The sequence below is a fragment of the Falsiroseomonas tokyonensis genome, from assembly GCF_019024325.1.
In the GTDB taxonomy this organism is placed as follows: Bacteria; Pseudomonadota; Alphaproteobacteria; order Acetobacterales; family Acetobacteraceae; genus Falsiroseomonas; species Falsiroseomonas tokyonensis.
Map to the genome: position 1 here is coordinate 818259 of NZ_JAFNJS010000001.1, position 16917 is coordinate 835175.

16 protein-coding genes are annotated in these 16917 nt (G+C 72.5%); 7 read left to right on the forward strand and 9 right to left on the reverse strand.

The genetic code is table 11. The annotated features are described in order from the left end of the window. Window positions 1–76: 76 nt before the first annotated feature. Window positions 77–2140 (reverse strand): methyl-accepting chemotaxis protein, encoded by a 2064-nt coding sequence (locus J3S20_RS03580; protein WP_216834666.1) that lies wholly within the window; start codon window positions 2138–2140, stop codon window positions 77–79. A 161-nt stretch (window positions 2141–2301) separates the two neighbouring features. Here J3S20_RS03580 and J3S20_RS03585 point away from each other — a divergent pair, with 161 nt between their 5' ends. Next, a complete protein-coding gene (locus tag J3S20_RS03585; RefSeq protein ID WP_216834668.1) occupies window positions 2302–3450 on the forward strand; it encodes a DegT/DnrJ/EryC1/StrS family aminotransferase in 1149 nt (382 codons plus the stop codon). A gap of 21 nt (window positions 3451–3471) precedes the next feature. Here J3S20_RS03585 and J3S20_RS03590 read toward each other — a convergent pair whose 3' ends face one another. The 6 genes from J3S20_RS03590 to J3S20_RS03615 are packed head-to-tail and all read right to left on the reverse strand — an operon-like array spanning window position 3472 to window position 9412. After that, window positions 3472–4332 carry a ParB/RepB/Spo0J family partition protein gene (locus J3S20_RS03590; RefSeq protein ID WP_216834671.1) on the reverse strand — a complete coding sequence of 287 codons (861 nt, stop codon included), beginning with the start codon at window positions 4330–4332 and terminating at the stop codon, window positions 3472–3474. After that, complete coding sequence (locus J3S20_RS03595) at window positions 4329–5144, reverse strand: ParA family protein (protein WP_216834673.1); 816 nt, start codon at window positions 5142–5144, stop codon at window positions 4329–4331. Before J3S20_RS03595 ends, J3S20_RS03590 begins: the two co-directional genes overlap by 4 nt. Then, window positions 5125–5763: a 16S rRNA (guanine(527)-N(7))-methyltransferase RsmG gene (rsmG, locus tag J3S20_RS03600; protein ID WP_343215143.1), complete on the reverse strand. Its 639-nt coding sequence runs from the start codon at window positions 5761–5763 to the stop codon at window positions 5125–5127. Before rsmG ends, J3S20_RS03595 begins: the two co-directional genes overlap by 20 nt. Window positions 5764–5772: 9 nt before the next feature. Further along, window positions 5773–7647 (reverse strand): tRNA uridine-5-carboxymethylaminomethyl(34) synthesis enzyme MnmG, encoded by a 1875-nt coding sequence (gene mnmG, locus J3S20_RS03605; RefSeq protein WP_216834675.1) that lies wholly within the window; start codon window positions 7645–7647, stop codon window positions 5773–5775. A gap of 19 nt (window positions 7648–7666) precedes the next feature. Then, the gene (gene mnmE, locus J3S20_RS03610) at window positions 7667–8983 is read right to left on the reverse strand and encodes a tRNA uridine-5-carboxymethylaminomethyl(34) synthesis GTPase MnmE (RefSeq protein WP_216834677.1); all 1317 of its coding nucleotides are present in this window, start codon (window positions 8981–8983) and stop codon (window positions 7667–7669) included. A 48-nt stretch (window positions 8984–9031) separates the two neighbouring features. After that, window positions 9032–9412, reverse strand: coding sequence for a (2Fe-2S) ferredoxin domain-containing protein (locus J3S20_RS03615; protein ID WP_343215144.1), 381 nt, complete (start codon window positions 9410–9412; stop codon window positions 9032–9034). 166 nt (window positions 9413–9578) lie between these two features. On the opposite strand from J3S20_RS03615, the gene J3S20_RS03620 reads away from it, so the two are divergent. Both J3S20_RS03620 and J3S20_RS03625 read left to right on the forward strand, forming a co-directional pair. Continuing rightward, entirely contained in the window at window positions 9579–10097 is a 519-nt protein-coding gene (locus J3S20_RS03620) for a methylated-DNA--[protein]-cysteine S-methyltransferase (RefSeq protein ID WP_216834678.1), read from the forward strand. Continuing rightward, entirely contained in the window at window positions 10094–11065 is a 972-nt protein-coding gene (locus J3S20_RS03625) for a quinone oxidoreductase family protein (RefSeq protein WP_216834680.1), read from the forward strand. The genes J3S20_RS03620 and J3S20_RS03625 overlap by 4 nt, the downstream gene beginning before the upstream one ends. A gap of 16 nt (window positions 11066–11081) precedes the next feature. Here the strand turns inward: J3S20_RS03625 and J3S20_RS03630 are convergent, their stop codons facing one another. Beyond that, a complete protein-coding gene (locus J3S20_RS03630; protein ID WP_216834682.1) occupies window positions 11082–11573 on the reverse strand; it encodes a YbaK/EbsC family protein in 492 nt (163 codons plus the stop codon). A gap of 14 nt (window positions 11574–11587) precedes the next feature. On the opposite strand from J3S20_RS03630, the gene hemW reads away from it, so the two are divergent. The 3 genes from hemW to J3S20_RS03645 are packed head-to-tail and all read left to right on the forward strand — an operon-like array spanning window position 11588 to window position 14780. Beyond that, window positions 11588–12754: a radical SAM family heme chaperone HemW gene (gene hemW / locus J3S20_RS03635; RefSeq protein WP_216835426.1), complete on the forward strand. Its 1167-nt coding sequence runs from the start codon at window positions 11588–11590 to the stop codon at window positions 12752–12754. Then, the gene (locus tag J3S20_RS03640; RefSeq protein ID WP_216834684.1) at window positions 12754–13803 is read left to right on the forward strand and encodes a polysaccharide pyruvyl transferase family protein; all 1050 of its coding nucleotides are present in this window, start codon (window positions 12754–12756) and stop codon (window positions 13801–13803) included. Before hemW ends, J3S20_RS03640 begins: the two co-directional genes overlap by 1 nt. Then, window positions 13803–14780 carry a hypothetical protein gene (locus J3S20_RS03645; protein ID WP_216834686.1) on the forward strand — a complete coding sequence of 326 codons (978 nt, stop codon included), beginning with the start codon at window positions 13803–13805 and terminating at the stop codon, window positions 14778–14780. Before J3S20_RS03640 ends, J3S20_RS03645 begins: the two co-directional genes overlap by 1 nt. Here J3S20_RS03645 and rsmI read toward each other — a convergent pair. Then, the gene (rsmI, locus tag J3S20_RS03650; protein ID WP_216834687.1) at window positions 14744–15631 is read right to left on the reverse strand and encodes a 16S rRNA (cytidine(1402)-2'-O)-methyltransferase; all 888 of its coding nucleotides are present in this window, start codon (window positions 15629–15631) and stop codon (window positions 14744–14746) included. The genes J3S20_RS03645 and rsmI overlap by 37 nt on opposite strands. Window positions 15632–15879: 248 nt before the next feature. Between rsmI and J3S20_RS03655 the strand changes: the two genes are divergently transcribed. After that, complete coding sequence (locus J3S20_RS03655; RefSeq protein ID WP_281419439.1) at window positions 15880–16884, forward strand: penicillin-binding protein activator; 1005 nt, start codon at window positions 15880–15882, stop codon at window positions 16882–16884. Window positions 16885–16917: the final 33 nt, after the last annotated feature.

Genomic DNA, 16917 nt, shown 5'->3' on the forward strand with positions numbered 1-16917 from the left:
AATCCCCCACCCTGCCGCGCTGGCGTGGCAAAACCTTCCACTCCGGAAGAAGCGCCCGCAGCCGGCACCCTTTGCCTCAGGCGGCGCGAATGGCGCCGAGGAAGGTATCGACCTTGCCGCGCAGGCCTTCGGCCTGCTGGGCGAGTTCGGCGGAGGCGCTGCGGACATCGCTGGCGGCGGAACCGGTGCGGGCGGCGTCCTCGCTGACGCCGGTGGCGTGGTGGGCAGCCTGCTGGGTGCCGCTGGCGGCCTCGGCGACGGCCTGGCCGATCTCGGCGGTGGCCTGGGCCTGCTGGGAGGCGGTCTCGGCGACCTGGGCGGTGGTGGTGTTCAGGGTCTCGATGGTGCGGGCGATGGCGCGCACCACCTCGACGGTGCGGCTGGTCTCGGTCTGCATGGCGCCGATCTGGGAGCCGATTTCCTCGGTGGCCTTGGCGGTCTGGGCGGCGAGCTGCTTCACCTCGCTGGCCACGACCGCAAAACCCTTGCCGGCCTCGCCGGCGCGGGCGGCCTCGATGGTGGCATTCAGCGCCAGGAGGTTGGTCTGGCCGGCGATGTCGCCGATCAGGCGGACCACGTCGCCGATGCGGGATGCGGCATCCGACAGGCCGCGGACGGTGGCGTCGGTGGCCTCGGCCGCGGCGGTGGCCTCGCGGGCGGCGGTGGCGGAGGCCTCGATCTGGCGGACGACCTCGGCGATGGAGGCGGAGAGCTGCTCGGTGGCGGCGGCGACGGAGCCGACATTGGTGCTGGCGAGCGCCGAGGCCTGGGCCACGGCATTGGCACGGGCGGCGCCGCTTTCGGCGGTGGCGGCCATGGAGCCGGCGGTGGCGTCGAGCTGGGTGGCGGCGGAGGCGACGGAGCGGAGGACGTCGGCGGTTTCCTCCTCGAAGCCGTGGAGGAGGGTCTCGACCTGGGCGGCGCGGGCGAGGCGGGCCTGCTGCTCGGCGGCCTGGGCGGCTTCGAGTTGGAGGCGTTCGAGGGAGGCCTGGCGCAGGCGCTCGATGGCGACGGCCATTTCGCCGAGCTCATCGGTGCGGGCCTGGCCGGGGACATCCAGCGTCAGCTCGCCGCCGCCGATCCGGCCGACCACGCGGGTCAATGCGCCGATCGGCGCCACGGTACGGCGCATGAGCATGACCAGGCTGGCGCTGACCAGGACGAGGATCGCCGCCATGGCGGCCAGGGCCAGTTCCAGGCTGCGCCAGCTTTCGCTGCTGTTGTCCATGCCCACCTGAAGCGCTTCCTCCAGCGCCGCGTCACGCATTTCCACGATCCGGGTCAGTTCCGTCGGGGAGAAGGCGCGGACCTGCGGCAGGGTCATCGACCAGGTGCTCCCGCCGGAGGCGAGGTTGGCCACGGCTTCCTGCACCATGCGACGCCAGGTCGGATCCGCGGTCTCCAGGAAGTTCCGCCGCTGCGCGGCCAGCGCCTGCATCAGGCGCGGGGTGCCGATCGCCTGGGTCAGGCGCTCGATATTGGCGAAGGTCTCGCGGATCGCGCCGCTCCATTCATGGGCCTGGGGGATCTGCTCCGGCCGCACGCTCTGGCCACCGACCCAGCTGCTGATGAACAGGGCGCGCCGGCCGGCGAGTTCGCGCAGGGCGGCGACCTGGATCGCGATCTCCAGCCGCACCGCAAGTTCCGGCGCCGTCAGTGCCAGGCGCTGGCCGACCGCCAGGGCCAGGTTGGTCATGCCCTGCCCGAGTTCGGCCCGGGCCTGGGTCAGGTCCCGGGCGATGGCGGGGTCGCGCGCCGCGGGCGGCTGCGCCGCGGCGGCGGTGACGCGGCGCAGCAGGTCATCGAGCCGCGCCTGGGTGGTGGTGAGGGCGGCGGGATCGAAGCCGGCCGCCTGGGCGCTGGCCGTGGCGGCGGCGAGCAAGCCGGCGATGTCGGCATGGCCCAGCCGCAGCTCCGCGAGATCGGACTGCTGGGCAAGGGCGGCGTTGTTCAACCGGCCGATCTGGACGGCGTAGGTGGACTGGGCGCGCAGCACGTCGCTGATGGTGCGGGTGGCGAGGATGGCGCGATCCGCTCGCCGGGCTTCCTGCCAGGCCCCCACGGCAATCCAGATCGACAGGGCGAGGCCGGGCAGGGCGAGCAGCCCGAAGGCCAGCAGGAAGACATTGCGAATGCGCATCGGGGCAGGATCCGGTCTGGTTGACCGCTAGCTAGTCGCCTTTGGGTTGCAAAGCCGCTAACGCGCCGGCGCCGTGCCGCGCAAAGCGGCGAAATGCCGGGTGATTTGGCCGGCGCGGCGCGGGGGGTCTAGAAGACCGCGAAACCTGCCGACGGATACCCATGACCAGCCTCCCTCCCATCGCCCTCTTCGACATGAAGGCGCAGCAGGCGCTGATCCGCGCCGAGCTGGACCAGCGCCTGGCCTCCGTGCTCGATGGCGGCCGCTTCATCAACGGGCCCGAGGTGGGCGAGCTGGAGCAGAAGCTCGCTGCCTTTGCCGGCTGCGCCCATGGCGTGGGCGTGTCCTCCGGCACCGATGCGCTGCAGATCGCCATGATGGGCGAGGGCATCGGGCGCGGCGATGCCGTGTTCCTGCCGGCCTTCACCTATACGGCGACCGCCGAGGTGCCGCTGGTGCTGGGGGCCACGCCGATCTTTGTCGATGTGGACCCGCGAAACTTCAATATCGACATTGCCGATCTGAAGCGTCGTATCGCGCTGGTCGAGGCCGAGGGACGGCTGCGGCCGGCGGCGGTGGTGGGCGTGGACCTCTTCGGCCTGCCGGCGGACTGGCCGGCGATCGAGGCGATCTGCGCCGAGAAGGGGATGTTCGCCCTCGATGACGCGGCGCAGGCTTTTGGGGGCTCGCTCGGCAACAAGCGGCTGGGGCGCTGGGGCCATGCGACGGCGCTCAGCTTCTATCCGACCAAGACGCTGGGCTGCTACGGCGATGGCGGCGCGCTGCTGACGGATGACGCGGACCGCGCCGAGCTGTGGCGCAGCCTGCGCACCCATGGCGAGGGCAAGACCCGCTACGAGGTGGAGCGCACCGGCATGAATGGGCGGCTGGACACCATGCAGGCGGCGATCCTGCTGGCCAAGCTGCCGCTGCTGGAGGGCGAGCTGGCGGCGCGCACCAAGGTGGCGACGGCCTATCATGCGGGGCTGGCGGGCAAGGTCCAGGTGCCGGAGCTGGTGCCGGGCCATGCCTGGGGCCTCTATTCCATCCTGCTGGCCGATGCGGCGCAGCGGAGCCGGGTGCAGGAGGCCTGCAAGGCAGCGGGCGTGCCGACCTCGATCTACTATCCGAAGTCGCTGCACCGGCAGCCGGCCTATGCCGCGGCCCATGCCGGCGGCATCGCGGCCGGTGCGCCGGAGCTTCCGGTGGCGGAGATGCTGTGCGAGCGGATCCTGTCGCTGCCCATGCACCCCTATCTGACCGAGGCCGAGGTGGCGCGGGTGGTGGCGGCGGTGGCTGGCGCGGTCTGAAGGCCCGCGCCCGGCGGCGGGTCAGCCGCCGCCGTTGAGCAGCCGGATCAGGCCATCGAGTTGGTCCAGGTCGCGGTAGCGGACAACCACCTCGCCACCCTTGCCGGCGTGGCGCACCTGCACCTGTAGGCCGAGGCGCTCGGTCAGGTCGCGCTCCAGGGCGCGTGTCTCGGGGTCCTGCGGCCGCGGCGGTGTGCCCTCGGGCTTCGGCTTGGCGGTGGCCAGCGCCTCGGTCTGGCGGACGTTCAGGCCGCGCGAAACCACCTGGGCGGCGAGGCGTGCCGGGTCCGGCGTGCCGATCAGGGCGCGGGCATGGCCGGCGGTCAGCACGCCGTTGCGGACCAGGTCGCGCACGGGGCCCGGCAGGTTCAGCAGGCGCAGGGTATTGGCCACATGGCTGCGGCTTTTGCCGACGGACTGGCCGAGATGTTCCTGGGTGACGCCGAATTCGTCGAGCAGGCGCTTATAGCCCTCCGCCTCCTCGACCGCGTTCAGGTCCTGGCGTTGCAGGTTCTCCACCAGGCCGGCGGCCATGGCCTCGCGGTCACCAAGGTCGCGGATGACGACGGGAACCTCGTGCAGCTGCGCGGCCTGGGCGGCCCGCCAGCGGCGCTCGCCGCCGATGATCTCGTAGCTGTCCGAGCTGCCGGGCTTCGGACGCACCAGGATAGGCTGGAGGATGCCGTGCTCTCGGATGGAGCTCGCGAGCTCATCCAGGCTGGCGCGATCCATGCCGCCGCGCGGCTGGAAGGGGCCGGGCTCCAGCGATTCGACGGGGACGGAGCGCAGCGCCTCGGCGGCATTGCCGGCGGGGGCGTCCGGGATCAGCGCCGAAAGGCCGCGGCCGAGGCGGGAGGTGGGTTTGCGGTTTGTGCTGCTCATGTGGCGCGGATCCGCGCACGCTCCCGTTTGAGGAATTCGGCGGCGAGTTTGACATAGGCCTGGGCGCCGGGTGAGCGGAAATCATAGAGCAGGACCGGCAGGCCGTGCGAGGGGGCCTCGCTGACGCGGACGTTGCGGGGGATCGCGGTCTCGAAGACCTTGTCCTTGAAGAAGCCGCGCACGTCGCTGGCGACCAACTCCGACAGGTTGTTGCGGCGGTCCATCATGGTCAGGACGATGCCATCCAGCCGCAGCCGCGGGTTCAGGGCGCGGCGGACGCGTTCGATGGTGCGGGTGATCTGGCTGATGCCTTCGAGCGCGAAGAACTCCGTCTGCAGCGGCACCAGCACGCCATCGGCCGCGACCAGGGCGTTCAGGGTGATGAGGCCGAGCGAGGGGGGGCAGTCGAAGAAGACGTAGTCGAACTCGGCCAGGGCTTCCGGCGCATCCCGGAAGGCCTTGGCGAGGCGGTGCTCGCGGTCGTCGAGGCCGACCAGCTCGATCTCGGCGCCGGCGAGGTCGGGGTCGGCGGGCAGGATGGAGAGATTCGCCACCTGCGTCGGGCGCAGCAGCTCGGCCAGGGGCCGGCCTTCCACCAGCAGGGCGTAGCTGCCGGCGGCGCGGTGCTCGCGCGCGATGCCGAGGCCGGTGGAGGCATTGCCCTGCGGGTCGAGGTCCAGCAGCAGCACCTTGTGGTTGGCGGCCAATGCCGTGGCGAGGTTGATCGCCGTGGTCGTCTTGCCGACGCCGCCCTTCTGGTTGGCGAAGGCCAGCACGCGCGGCGGCGCGCGGTCAGTCTTGCGGCTGGACATGGCGGATATCGGTGAGGCGGAAGATGGTGGCCTCCGGGTCGGTGCGGCTGGGGAAGCGGTGCAGGGTGAAGGACCAGTGGGCCTGGGCCTCGGCGAGCTCGGCCTCTGCGGTGCGGCCCTTGGGGAAGAGCGCGACGCCGTTAGGGGCCAGCAGGCGGGCGGCATGGGCAAGAAGGGCGTCGAGCGGTGCCAGGGCCCGGGCGGTGAGGACCGCCAGCGGCGGCAGGCGCGCGGTCTCGATTCGGGTCGGGTGGATGGTGACGCCGGCGAGGCCGAGCTGGGCGGTGGCCTCAGTCAGGAAGGCGGCCTTTCGGCGGTCCGATTCGACCAGATGGGTCGGCCGGCCGGTGACAATGGCCAGCACCAGGCCGGGCAGGCCGGCGCCGGAGCCGAGGTCACCGAGCGGGCCTTCGCTGGGGGGCAGCAGCGGGGCGAGTTGCAGGCAATCCGCGATGTGGCGCTGCCGCAGTTGCTCCACGGTAGCGCGGCCGACCAGGTTGATGCGGCTGTTCCAGCGCAGCAGCAGCTCGACATAGGCCTCCAGCCGCGCCCGTGCCGCATCGTCCAGCGGCGTCGGGTCGGGGATGTTGTGCGGGGAAAGGGCGGGCGGGTGTTTCACGTGAAACCCCTATACCGGCTCGACCACGCCGCGTCGAAGGTGGATGGCCAGGGCGGCGACCGCGGCGGGGGTGACGCCAGGGACACGGCTGGCGCTCCCCAGGCTGTCGGGGCGCGCGCGGGCCAGGCGCTGCTGCATCTCGGCGGAGAGGCCGGGGATGCCGCGGAAGTCGAGCGTCGGCGGCACGGCGAGCGCCTCCTCCCGCGCCAGCAGGCGGCGTTCGGACTCCTGGCGGCGGAGGTGAGGCGCGTAGAAGGCCTCGGCCTCGATCTGCACGGCGACGGCGGGGGGCAATTCGGCGAGCCAGGGGAAGGCGGCGGCGGCCATGGCGGCGGTGACATCCGGCAGGGCCAGCACCTCCAGCACACTGCGGCGGCGGCCATCCTGGCGAATCGGGATGCCGGCGGCGGCGATCTCGTAGGGCGTGGCGAGATCCTGTGCGGCGTGATCCAGCGCGGTCGAGACCTGGCCAGCAAAGGCGGCATGGCGGGCGGCGCGGAGCGGGCCGATGCAGCCCCAGGCGAGGCCGCGATCCGTCAGCCGCAGCCCGGCATTATCGGCGCGAAGGCTGAGACGGTGCTCGGAACGCGCGGTCAGCATCCGATAGGGCTCGCTGACGCCCTGGCTGACCAGGTCGTCCAGCATCACGCCGATATAGGCTTCGGCCCGGCCGAGGATTCGGTCCGGCACCCGGCCGGCGGCACGTTGGGCGGCGTTGAGCCCGGCCATCAGCCCCTGGGCGGCGGCTTCCTCATAGCCCGTGGTGCCGTTGATCTGGCCTGCCAGGAACAGGCCCGGCACGGCCCGCACTTCCAGCGTCCGGTGCAAGGCGCGCGGGTCGACGTGGTCGTATTCGATGGCATAGCCGGGCCGCAGGATGCGGGCCTTCGCCAGGCCCGGGATTGTCGCGATCAGCGCGGCCTGCACGTCTTCCGGCAGGCTGGTCGAAATGCCGTTCGGATAGACCGTGTCGTCATCCAGCCCCTCGGGCTCCAGGAAGATCTGGTGGCGCAGGCGGTCGGCGAAGCGGACGATCTTGTCCTCGATCGAGGGGCAGTAGCGCGGGCCGACGCCCTGGATCTGGCCGCTATAAACGGCGGAACGGTGCAGGTTGGCCTGGATCAGCGCGTGGGTTTCGGGTGTGGTCCAGGTAATGCGGCACTCGACTTGAGGGTTGGTGATCCTGTCGGTCAGCCAGGACATAGGCTCGGGCGGGTCGTCGCCCGGCTGGGGCTCCAGGGCTTCCCAATCGATGGTCCGGCCATCGAGGCGCGGCGGCGTGCCGGTCTTCAGCCGGGCGAGCGGCAGGCCAAGGCGGTCCAGCGTGCGGGCCAGGCCGATGGAGGGCGCCTCCCCGCTGCGGCCGGCGGGGGTGCGCGTGTCGCCCAGGTGGATCTCGCCGCGCAGAAAAGTCCCGGTGGTGAGGATGACGGCGCCGCAGGGGATGCGGGTGCCGCCGGCGGTCAGCACGGCGCGGAGGCGGCCTTCCGCGTCGATTTCCAGATCCTCGGCCGCCTCGCCCAGCAGGGTGAGGCCCGGCGTCTCCGCCAGAAGCCTCTGCATGGCGGCGCGGTAGAGTCGGCGATCGGCCTGGATGCGGGGGCCGCGCACGGCGGGGCCCTTGCTGCGGTTCAGCAGCTTGGCGTGGATGGCGGCTGCATCCGCGGCGCGGGCGATCAGCCCGTCCAGGGCATCCACCTCCCGCACCAGATGGCCCTTGCCGATGCCGCCGATGGCCGGGTTGCAGGACATCTCGCCAATCGTGTCGAGGCGATGGGTCAGCAGCAGGGTGCGGGCGCCGCAGCGCGCGGCCGCGGCCGCGGCCTCGCAGCCCGCATGCCCGCCGCCCACCACCACCACGTCGAATTCAGGGATCGTCGCCATGGCGCGGGGTATAGGCCGATCACTTGCCGATGCAGAAGTCTCGGAAGATGGCGTCGAGGATCTGTTCGACCTCCACGCGCCCCGTCAGCCGGCCGAGGGCGTTCAGCGCGGCCCGGAAATTCTCGGCGGCGAGTTCGGGCAGGCGCGCGGTCTCGGCCTCAGCCAGATGAGAGGCGGCCTCCGTCAGGGCGGCGCGGTGCCGGGCGCGGGTCAGGGCCGGGGCGTCGCCGAGGCTGGCATGCTGCTGCGCATGGGCAGCCAGCGCGTCCCGCAGCGACTCCAGCCCCTGCCCGGTCCGCGTGCTGGTCGCCAGGACCTCCCGGCCCGCGATCCGGGGCGGCGGCGGTGCCAGGTCGCATTTTGTGGCCAGCACCAGCGCGGCCGGGGCTGCCTCCAGCAGGGCGAGGCTCTCGGCATCCGGCGGCGCGTCGCAGGCGAAGGCGAGGAGGAGCAGGTCCGCCTCCCCCGCGCGGCGGGTGGCACGGCGCACCCCCTCCTGCTCCACGGCATCCTCCGTCTGGCGCAGCCCCGCGGTATCCGCGAGCACTACCGGCACGCCGCCGAGCACCAGCCGGCATTCCACGATATCCCGCGTCGTGCCCGGCTGGGCGGCGACGATGGCCGCATCCCGTCCGGCGAGTGCATTGAGCAGGGAGGATTTGCCGGCATTCGGCGCGCCCAGGATGGCGATGGACAGCCCCTCCCGCAGCCGCTCGCCCCGCCCCCCATCGTCCAGATGCGCGGCGAGCTCGCCCCGGAGCGCGGCGGCGCCCTGGCGGGCCAGCTCCGACAGATCGCTGGGCAGGTCGTCCATCTCGAATTCGATGGCCGCTTCCTGCTGGGCCAGGATGCGGGTCAGCCGCACGCTCCAGCCGCCATAGAGCGTGGCAAGCGCCCCTTCGGCCTGGCGCAGGGCCTGGCGCCGCTGCTGCTCGGTTTCGGCGGCGATGAGATCCGCCACCGCCTCCGCCTGTGTCAGGTCCATGCGGCCATGCAGGAAGGCGCGGCGGGTGAATTCGCCGGGCTCGGCGGGGCGGCCGCCCAGGCGCAGCAGCGCTGCCTCCACCGCCGCCACCACGGCGCTGCCGCCATGCAGGTGCAGCTCGGCGGCATCCTCGCCGGTGTAGCTGGCGGGGCCCGGAAACCACAGCACCAGCGCCTGGTCCAGCACCTCGCCTGCAGCATCGCGCAGCCGCCGCAGGCTGGCCCGCCGCGGCTCCGGCAGGCGGCCGGCCAGGGTCTGCAGCATGGCGCCGGCCTGCGGGCCGGACAGCCGCAGCACCGTCACCGCCGCCTGGCCGGCGCCCGAGGCGCGCGCCAGGATGGTATCCGTCATCCCGGTCATGCGGCCGCCGGTGTTTCACGTGAAACGCGGCCGGGCACGTCAGACCTTCGGGGGCGGCAGGTCATGCTCGGTTAGCATCAGGTGCCGGGCGCGCCCGCCCTCCAACAGATGCGCCTGCAGGATGGCATCCACATCCTCCCGCGTCTTCGGGCTGTACCAGACGCCCTCGGGGTAGATGACCAGGGCAGGGCCGAATTCGCAGCGGTCCAGGCAGCCGGCCTGGTTCACCCGCACGCCCTTCAGCCCCAACTCCTTGGCCCGCACCTTCATATAGTCCCGCAGCGCCTCGCTGCCGCGCGCGGCGCAGGATCCGCGACGGTGACCATCGGGGCGCCGATTGCAGCAGACGAAGACATGGGCCCGGAAATAGGCGGGCGGGTCCGGCAGCGCGCCGGCAGCGGCGGTGGGTGCATCGGTCACGGGAGCCTCCGGCGAAGGGCCTTCACGCCCGGCATGTAGCGGCGGGCCGCCTCAGCCGCCAGGGCGGCGGCCGTGGCCGCGACATCCGCCCCGGAAGGCCCTAGACTGCCCCGGCTTGACGAGCGCCCGCCGATTGTGGCGCATGGCGGCCCCTGGACGGATGCGCATGCCCCAAATCACCTGCCTCACCCCGATCGGGGAGGTCACCATTTCCGCGGAAGATGGTGCGATCGTCGCCCTCGATTGGGGCCGTGGCCGCGACCAGGAGCCGACGCCGCTGCTGCGGGAGGCGGTGACCCAGCTGCAGGACTATTTCGACGGCCTGCGCACCGGGTTCGACCTGCCCCTGGCGCCCTTCGGCTCCGTCTTCCAGCAACGTGTCTGGGCGGCGCTGCGGGCGATTCCGCCGGGCGAGACCCGCTCCTACGGCGATCTCGCGCAGCTTCTCAAATCCTCCGCCCGCGCCATCGGCCAGGCGAATGGGGCGAATCCCATCCCGATCCTGATCCCGTGCCACCGCGTGGTGGCCTCCGGCGGTCGGCTCGGCGGCTATTCCGGCGGCGAGGGTCCCGCCACCAAGCGCGTCCTGCTCGACCTCGAGCGCCAGGCGCGTGCCCAGAACCCCTCCGGCCACCCCCAGGCCGAATTCCTCCTCCCCCCAGCTGCAGGGACGACCCCCCGATGAACCATGCCATCCGCATCCACGAATATGGCGGCCCCGAGAAGATGGTGTGGGAGGAGGTGCCGGTGCCGGCGCCGAAACCCGGGGAGGCGCTGGTCCGCCACAAGGCCGTCGGGCTGAACTATATCGACGTCTATTTCCGCACCGGCCTCTACAAGGCCCCTGCCCTGCCTGCGACCATCGGCATGGAAGCGGCCGGCGTCGTGGAGGCGGTGGGCGAGGGCGTGACCCACGTCGCCACCGGTGACCGCGTGGCCTATGCCACCGCCCCGATCGGGGCCTATGCCGAAGCCCGCACCATCAAGGCCGATCGGCTGGTGAAGGTGCCGGATGCGATCGGCTTCGATCAGGCGGCGGCGATGATGCTGCAGGGCATGACCGCCGGCTTCCTGCTGACCCGCACCTACAAGGTGCGGCCGGGCCAGACCATCCTGATCCATGCCGCGGCGGGCGGCGTCGGGCTGATCATGACGCAATGGGCCAAGCATCTCGGCTGCACCGTCATCGGCTGCGTCAGCACCGAGGAGAAGGCGGCGCTGGCCCGCGCGCATGGCGCGGACCACATCGTCATCGGCCTGGAAACGCTGCCCGCCCAGGTGAAGGAGATCACCGGCGGCGCCATGCTGCCCGTTGTCTATGACAGCGTCGGCCGCGACAGCTTCACCCCCTCGCTGGACTGTCTGGCGCCCTACGGGATGATGGTCTCCTACGGCAATGCCTCCGGCCCCGTCACCACGGATATCGGCATCCTGGCTGCCAAGGGCTCGCTCTACCTGACCCGCCCGACGCTCGCGACCTACACGGCGAAGCGCGAGGATCTGGAGGCGCAGGCCGCTTCGCTGTTCGAGGTGGTGGCCCAGGGCGCCGTGAAGATCCGGGTCAACCAGACCTTCGGCCTGAAGGATGCGGCGGAAGCGCATCGGGCACTGGAGGGGCGCAAGACCACGGGCAGCACCGTCCTGCTTCCCTGAGCCGGCCAGGCCTGCCTCACGCCTCCTCCCGGATCGGCGCACGGCTGCCGCCCGTCAGTCGCAGCAGCTCCGCCGGCGAGGTCGCGAAGACATGCATGGGCGATCCCGCCGCGGCCCAGACCTGCTCGTACTGGAACAGATCCTCATCCAGCAGCACCAGCGGCGGCGTCAGATGACCCACCGGCGCCACGCCGCCGATGGCAAAGCCCGTCACATCCCGCACCCAGTCGCCCTGGGCGCGTTTCACGTGAAACACCGAGCCGCTGGCTTCCGACAGGCCGGAAGCGACCTTCGACATATCCACGCGATTGGCGCCGGAGGCGATCACCAGCACCGGACGGTCACCCGCACGAAACACGATGGACTTGGCGATCTGCGCCACGTCGCAGCCCACCGCCGCCGCGGCATCCGCCGCGCTGCGGGTGCCGTCCGGGAAGGCCGCGACCGTATCCACATGGCCCGCCGCGCGCAGCGCCGCGCGCACCCGTTCGACAGATCCGCCCGACATCGCCATATCCCCCGCTGATGGAACCGCTGGCCCTCTACATCCACTGGCCCTTCTGCGCCGCCAAGTGCCCCTACTGCGACTTCAACAGCCATGTGCGGGACCGGATCGACCAGGCCGGCTTCGCCGCCGCCCTGCGCCGGGAACTGGCGCATGAGGCGGCGCGGGCCAATCACGCGGGAAAGCGACGCCTGGCCAGCATCTTCTTCGGCGGCGGCACGCCGAGCCTGATGGACCCCTCCACCGCCGCCCTGCTGATCGAGGACGCCCGAAGTCTCTTCGAAGCCGAGCCGGATCTCGAGATCACGCTGGAGGCCAACCCCACCAGCGTCGAATTGGCGAAACTTCGGGCCTTCCGCGCCGCCGGCATCAACCGCGCCTCCCTCGGCGTGCAGGCGCTGGATCCCGCGGCTCTCGCCTTCCTCGGCCGCCGCCATGATGCGGGAGAGGCGATTGCCGCGCTGGAACTGGCCCGCGCCACCTTCCCCCGCCTCTCCTTCGACCTGATCTACGCCCGCCCGGGCCAGGCCGAAGCCGCTTGGCGGGCGGAGCTGCGCCAGGCCCTGGCGCTGGCCGCCGACCATCTCTCGCTCTACCAGCTCACCATCGAGCCCGGCACGCAGTTCGCCACCCTCTTCGGCCGCGGCGCCTTCACCCTGCCCGAGGGCGAAGAGGCCGCCCGCCTCTATACCGCCACCGCTGAGGAAGCCGCCCGCTTCGGCCTGCTCCCCTACGAGATCTCCAACTACGCCCAGCCTGGTGCTGAAAGCCGCCACAACCTCGCCTATTGGCGCTATGGCGATTACCTTGGCATCGGCGCCGGGGCGCATCAGCGGCTGACCATGCCGGATGGCCGCCTGCTCGCCATCCGGCGCCATCGCGGACCGGAGGAATGGCTGCGCCGGGTCAACCGCTACGGCCATGCGGTGGTGGAGGAGGAAGCGCTCTCGCCGCGTGATCGCGCGCGCGAAGCCTTGCTGATGGGCCTGCGGCTGACCGAGGGGGTGGATGTGCGGCGGATCGAGGAACGCAGTGGCCTGCCCTTCGCGGATTGCGTGGAGGCGGAGGCGCTAAAAGACCTGCTGGCCCAAGGCCTGCTAGCCTGGCACGGGCCCGCGCGCCTGGCCGCGACGCCGGACGGCCTGCTGCGCCTCGATTCCCTGCTGCCGCTGCTGGTGCGTTGATGTCCTGGCGAAGCTGGTTTGCGCGGCCCGAGCCCGCGGCCGCACCGACGCCCGCCGCCCCCCGCACGGCCTTTCTCGGCGCCTATGGCTACGGCAATCTGGGCGACGAGCTCTGCCTGATCGAGGCCATGCAAGCCTTCCCGGGCGAGGATGCGCATGCCCTCTCCGTCGATGCGGACTGGACCCGCCGCTGCGTCCCCGCGCTCACCGGCTGCTTCGCCACGGGCGAGGCCCTGCTGGCGCTGAACCCTTCTCGCATCGTCTTCGGCGGCGGCATGGTGGGCGTCACCAGCGCCCTCCGCACCTGGCTGCCCTGGATGGCCAGGGCGGAGCGCCAGGGCGCCGAGGTCCATTTCCACAATCTCGGCGTCGGACGGCTGAAGGAGGTGGAGGCCTGGCTGGACGAGGCGGCGCGCGGCGTCATCGAACGCCTCGGCACCTTCACCGTGCGCGATCACTTGGCTGTGGAGTATTTCGCGGAGGCCGGCATCGCGCGCCTGCCCGCCATCACCCACTTTCCCGAATGCAACATCGCGCCCGATCCGGCGCTGGCCGACCGCCTGCTGCCGCAGGGCATGCCGCTGCTCGGCCTGTCCATCATCCCGACGCCGATGATGAAGGCCTGCCTGGAACTGGAAGCGCCGCGCATCCGCGCCCTGCTCGCGGAATTCGCCGGCCATGCCGTGGTGCCCATCGTCAGCACCGTGCACCGCTACAGCAGCGAGGAGGACGACCTCGCCGGCGTCACCCAGTTCCTGCACGACTTCCTGCCTGAGGGGCGCATCGCCGCGCCCCAGCTGCTGGACCGCAGCTTCTGGCACCAGGAACTGACGCCGCGGCGCCTCAAGGGCATCATCGGCCGCCTCGACACCCTGATCACCCAGCGCAAGCACAATGCGGTGCATGCCATCGGCAGCGGCGTGCGCGTCATCGGGCTGCATCCGCTGGAGGATAACAGCCTGCGCCGCACCTTCATCGCCCTGCAGCATCGGCTGCGGCCGGGTTCGCGCTGCATCGGCCTGCTGCCGACCTCCTGGCGCGCCGCCTGATGCGCACGCTCGTCCTCGCCGAGCGACCGGGCCGCGGCCTGCGCTCCCGCCTGCTGCTTTCGCTGCTGCCGGCGCTGTTCCCCGAAAGCGGTCCGCTGCTTCTGGCCACGCCGGCCCCCACCGCGCCGGAGGGATTCGCCTCGGTCCCCGCGCAGCCGGATCCGGCGCAGCTCGGCATCCAGCGCGTCGTGCTGGCCGGTGTCTTCGAGGAGCCGGCCAAGCTGGCCGAGGCCCTGGCCATCGCCGCCACCGCCCTGGCCGCCGGCGCCATCCTGGAAACCCGTGCCTTCTCCCTCGCCCGCGGCGCCGCCCCGCGCGACCCGCCCCCGGGCGCGGAACTTCTGAACCAGGCCACGCGGCTGGAGCTGCGCGACTGGTTCACCATGGACCGCATCCTGCTCTGGCAGATCGTCACGCCGGAGCCGCGCCTGGTGCCCTACCCCGAGGCCGCGCTGCCCCCGGACCCCGCCTTCGACCATGAACTGCCCGACGGCCCGCTGCTCGGCATCGCGGTGCAGGATGGAACGCGGATCCGCGCCGCCTGGCCCGCGCTGCTGCCGGCCGTTCTGGACGCGCTGCACGACCGCCTTGGCACCCTGCCGCCCGGCTTGCCGATCCTGCCCCTGCCCATCGAGCATCCCGGCCTGCCGGAAGACGACTACCTCGGCACCCAGGCCTTCGCCGAGGCCCTGCTGCCCGACCGCCCCCTGCTGCTGCCGGAGCTCGCCAATCCCGTCTGGCGCCGGCGCCAATGGTCGCCGGGGCGGCTGAAGGCGGCGGTGGCGCGCTGCAGCCTCGTCATCACCAACCAGGACATCCCGGCCGTCTTCGCCCAGGCCTGCGGCGTGCCCGTGCTGGGCCTGGTGCTGTCCGGGGATCGCCGCGTCGTCACACCCTTCGGCCAGCTCGCCAATACGATGGCGCCCAGCTCCGCCCTGCTCTATCCGCGCCCCGCCAGTTCCAGCGCCCGCGCATAGACCTGCTTGCGCGGCAGGCCGGTGGCGGCGGCGACCATGGCGGCGGCGTCGCGCAGGCTCTGCCCCTCCATCGCCGCGCGCAGCTGCGCATCGAGGTCCGCCGCGCCCGTTGTCTCCTCCGGCGCCGGCCCCACGCAGATGCAGATCTCGCCCCGCGCGGCCTCGTTCGCGTAATGCGCGGCGAGCACCGCCAGCGATCCGCGCCGCACCTCCTCGAAGCGCTTGGTCAGCTCCCGCGCCACGCAGGCCGGCCGCTCGCCGCCCAGCCCTTCCGCCAGCGCCGCCAGCGTCTCCGCCAGCCGGTGCGGCGCCTCGTGCAGCACCAGGGTGGCGCTGAGCCCCGCCCGCTCCGCCGCCCGGTGCCGGGCGATGGCCGCAGCCCGCGGCCCGTCCTTCGGCGGCAGGAAACCCAGGAACACGAAAGGGTGAGGTGGCAGGCCGGACAGCGTCAGCGCGACCACCGCCGCGTTGGGCCCCGGAATGGCGGTCACCGGCACTCCGGCCTCGATCGCGGCGCGCACCAGCCGGTATCCAGGGTCGGAAACCAGCGGCGTGCCGGCATCCGAGGCCAGGGCCAGCCTCTGCCCGCCTTCGATCATCGCCAGCACGCGGGGGATCATTTCCGCTTCGTTGTGGTCATGCAGTGGTACCAGCGTCGCGGAGACGCCATAACGCTGCAACATGAGGCCTGTTACCCTGGTGTCCTCGCAGAGCACGGCATCCGCCGCGCCGAGCACCGCGAGAGCCCGGGGTGAAAGGTCGCCGAGATTGCCGATCGGTGTCGCCACCAGGGAAAGCCCAAGCGGGGCCTCCCCAGGCGCCGCCCGCTCAGGAGGGTCGCCGTTTGCCACGTCCGTCGTCCTGCTACCCGTCTGAAGCCTGCGCTGGCCGAGCGCCCTCGCAAGCGGCGCCCGGCGCCCGGGAAGGCGCCCGAGAATGGGGGCGCCGCCGCTTTGGCGGGGGGACGCTCGGGGCGCTGCTCGGCACCCTTCTGGGCCTCGCCGCCTGTGCGCCGCAAGCCCCCCGCCCCTCCTTCATCGGCGTTGCCCCGCCGATCGGCGGCCAGGCACTTCAGCCGGGGCCGGTGGGGCCGCAGCGCATGGGCATGCTGCTGCCGCTCAGCGGGCCGCAGGCGCCGCTCGGCCAGGCCATGCTGAATGCCGGCAGCATGGCGCTGTTCGATGAATCGCAGTCCGGGATCGAGCTTGCGCCGCGGGACACCGGCGGCACGCCAAGCGGCGCCGCCGCCGCCGCCCGCGCGGCCATCGCCGATGGCGCGCGCATCCTGGTCGGCCCGCTGACCAGCGCCGAGGTCGCGGCCGTCGCCGGCCCGGCCCAGGCCGCCGGTGTGCCGGTGCTGGCCTTCACCAATGATTCGCAGCGCGCCGGCAATGGCGTCTGGGTGCTGGGCATCACGCCGGAACAGCAGGTGCGCCGCGTCGTCTCCGCCGCTGCGGCGCGTGGCGCGCGGACCTTCGCCCTAGGTGCGCCGGACACCGATTTCGGCCGCGCCCTGGCCAATGCCCTGCGCGGCGCCACCGCCGATCTCGGCCTGCCGCCGCCCAGCATCGCCCTGCACCCGGCCAATGCCGAACCCGCCATGGCCGCCTCCGGCGCCCGGGTCAGCGGCGGCCGGGCCGATGCGGTGCTGATCGGCGAGTCCGGGGAGCGCGCGCGCCGCTTCGCCGCCACCTGGATGACGGAGGCCCAGGCCGGCGGCACCTCGCCGCGGCTGATGGGCACGGCGCTCTGGCTGAACGACCCCTCGCTGGGCCGCGAGCCCGCTTTGGTCGATGCCTGGTTCGCCGGCCCCGATGGCCGCGCCCGCGCCCGCTTCGAGGCCCGCTACCGCGACGCCTTCCGCGAGACCCCGCCGCGCGTCGCCGCCACTGCCTATGACGCCGCCGCCATCGCCACCCGTGCCCTGCGCAACGGCGAATCGCCCGGCGTGACCGCCGGCGCCGGCTTCCCGGGCGCCGATGGCCCGGTGCTGCTGCTGCCGGATGGCCGCACCCAGCGGGGCCTTGCCGTCTATGCCGTCAGCCCGGGCAGCGAGCCGCTGCTGGTGGAACAGGCCCCGGTGCCGACCGGCGCGGGATCATGAACCCGGCTGCCCAGCCGCGCCTGGCCTCCGCCC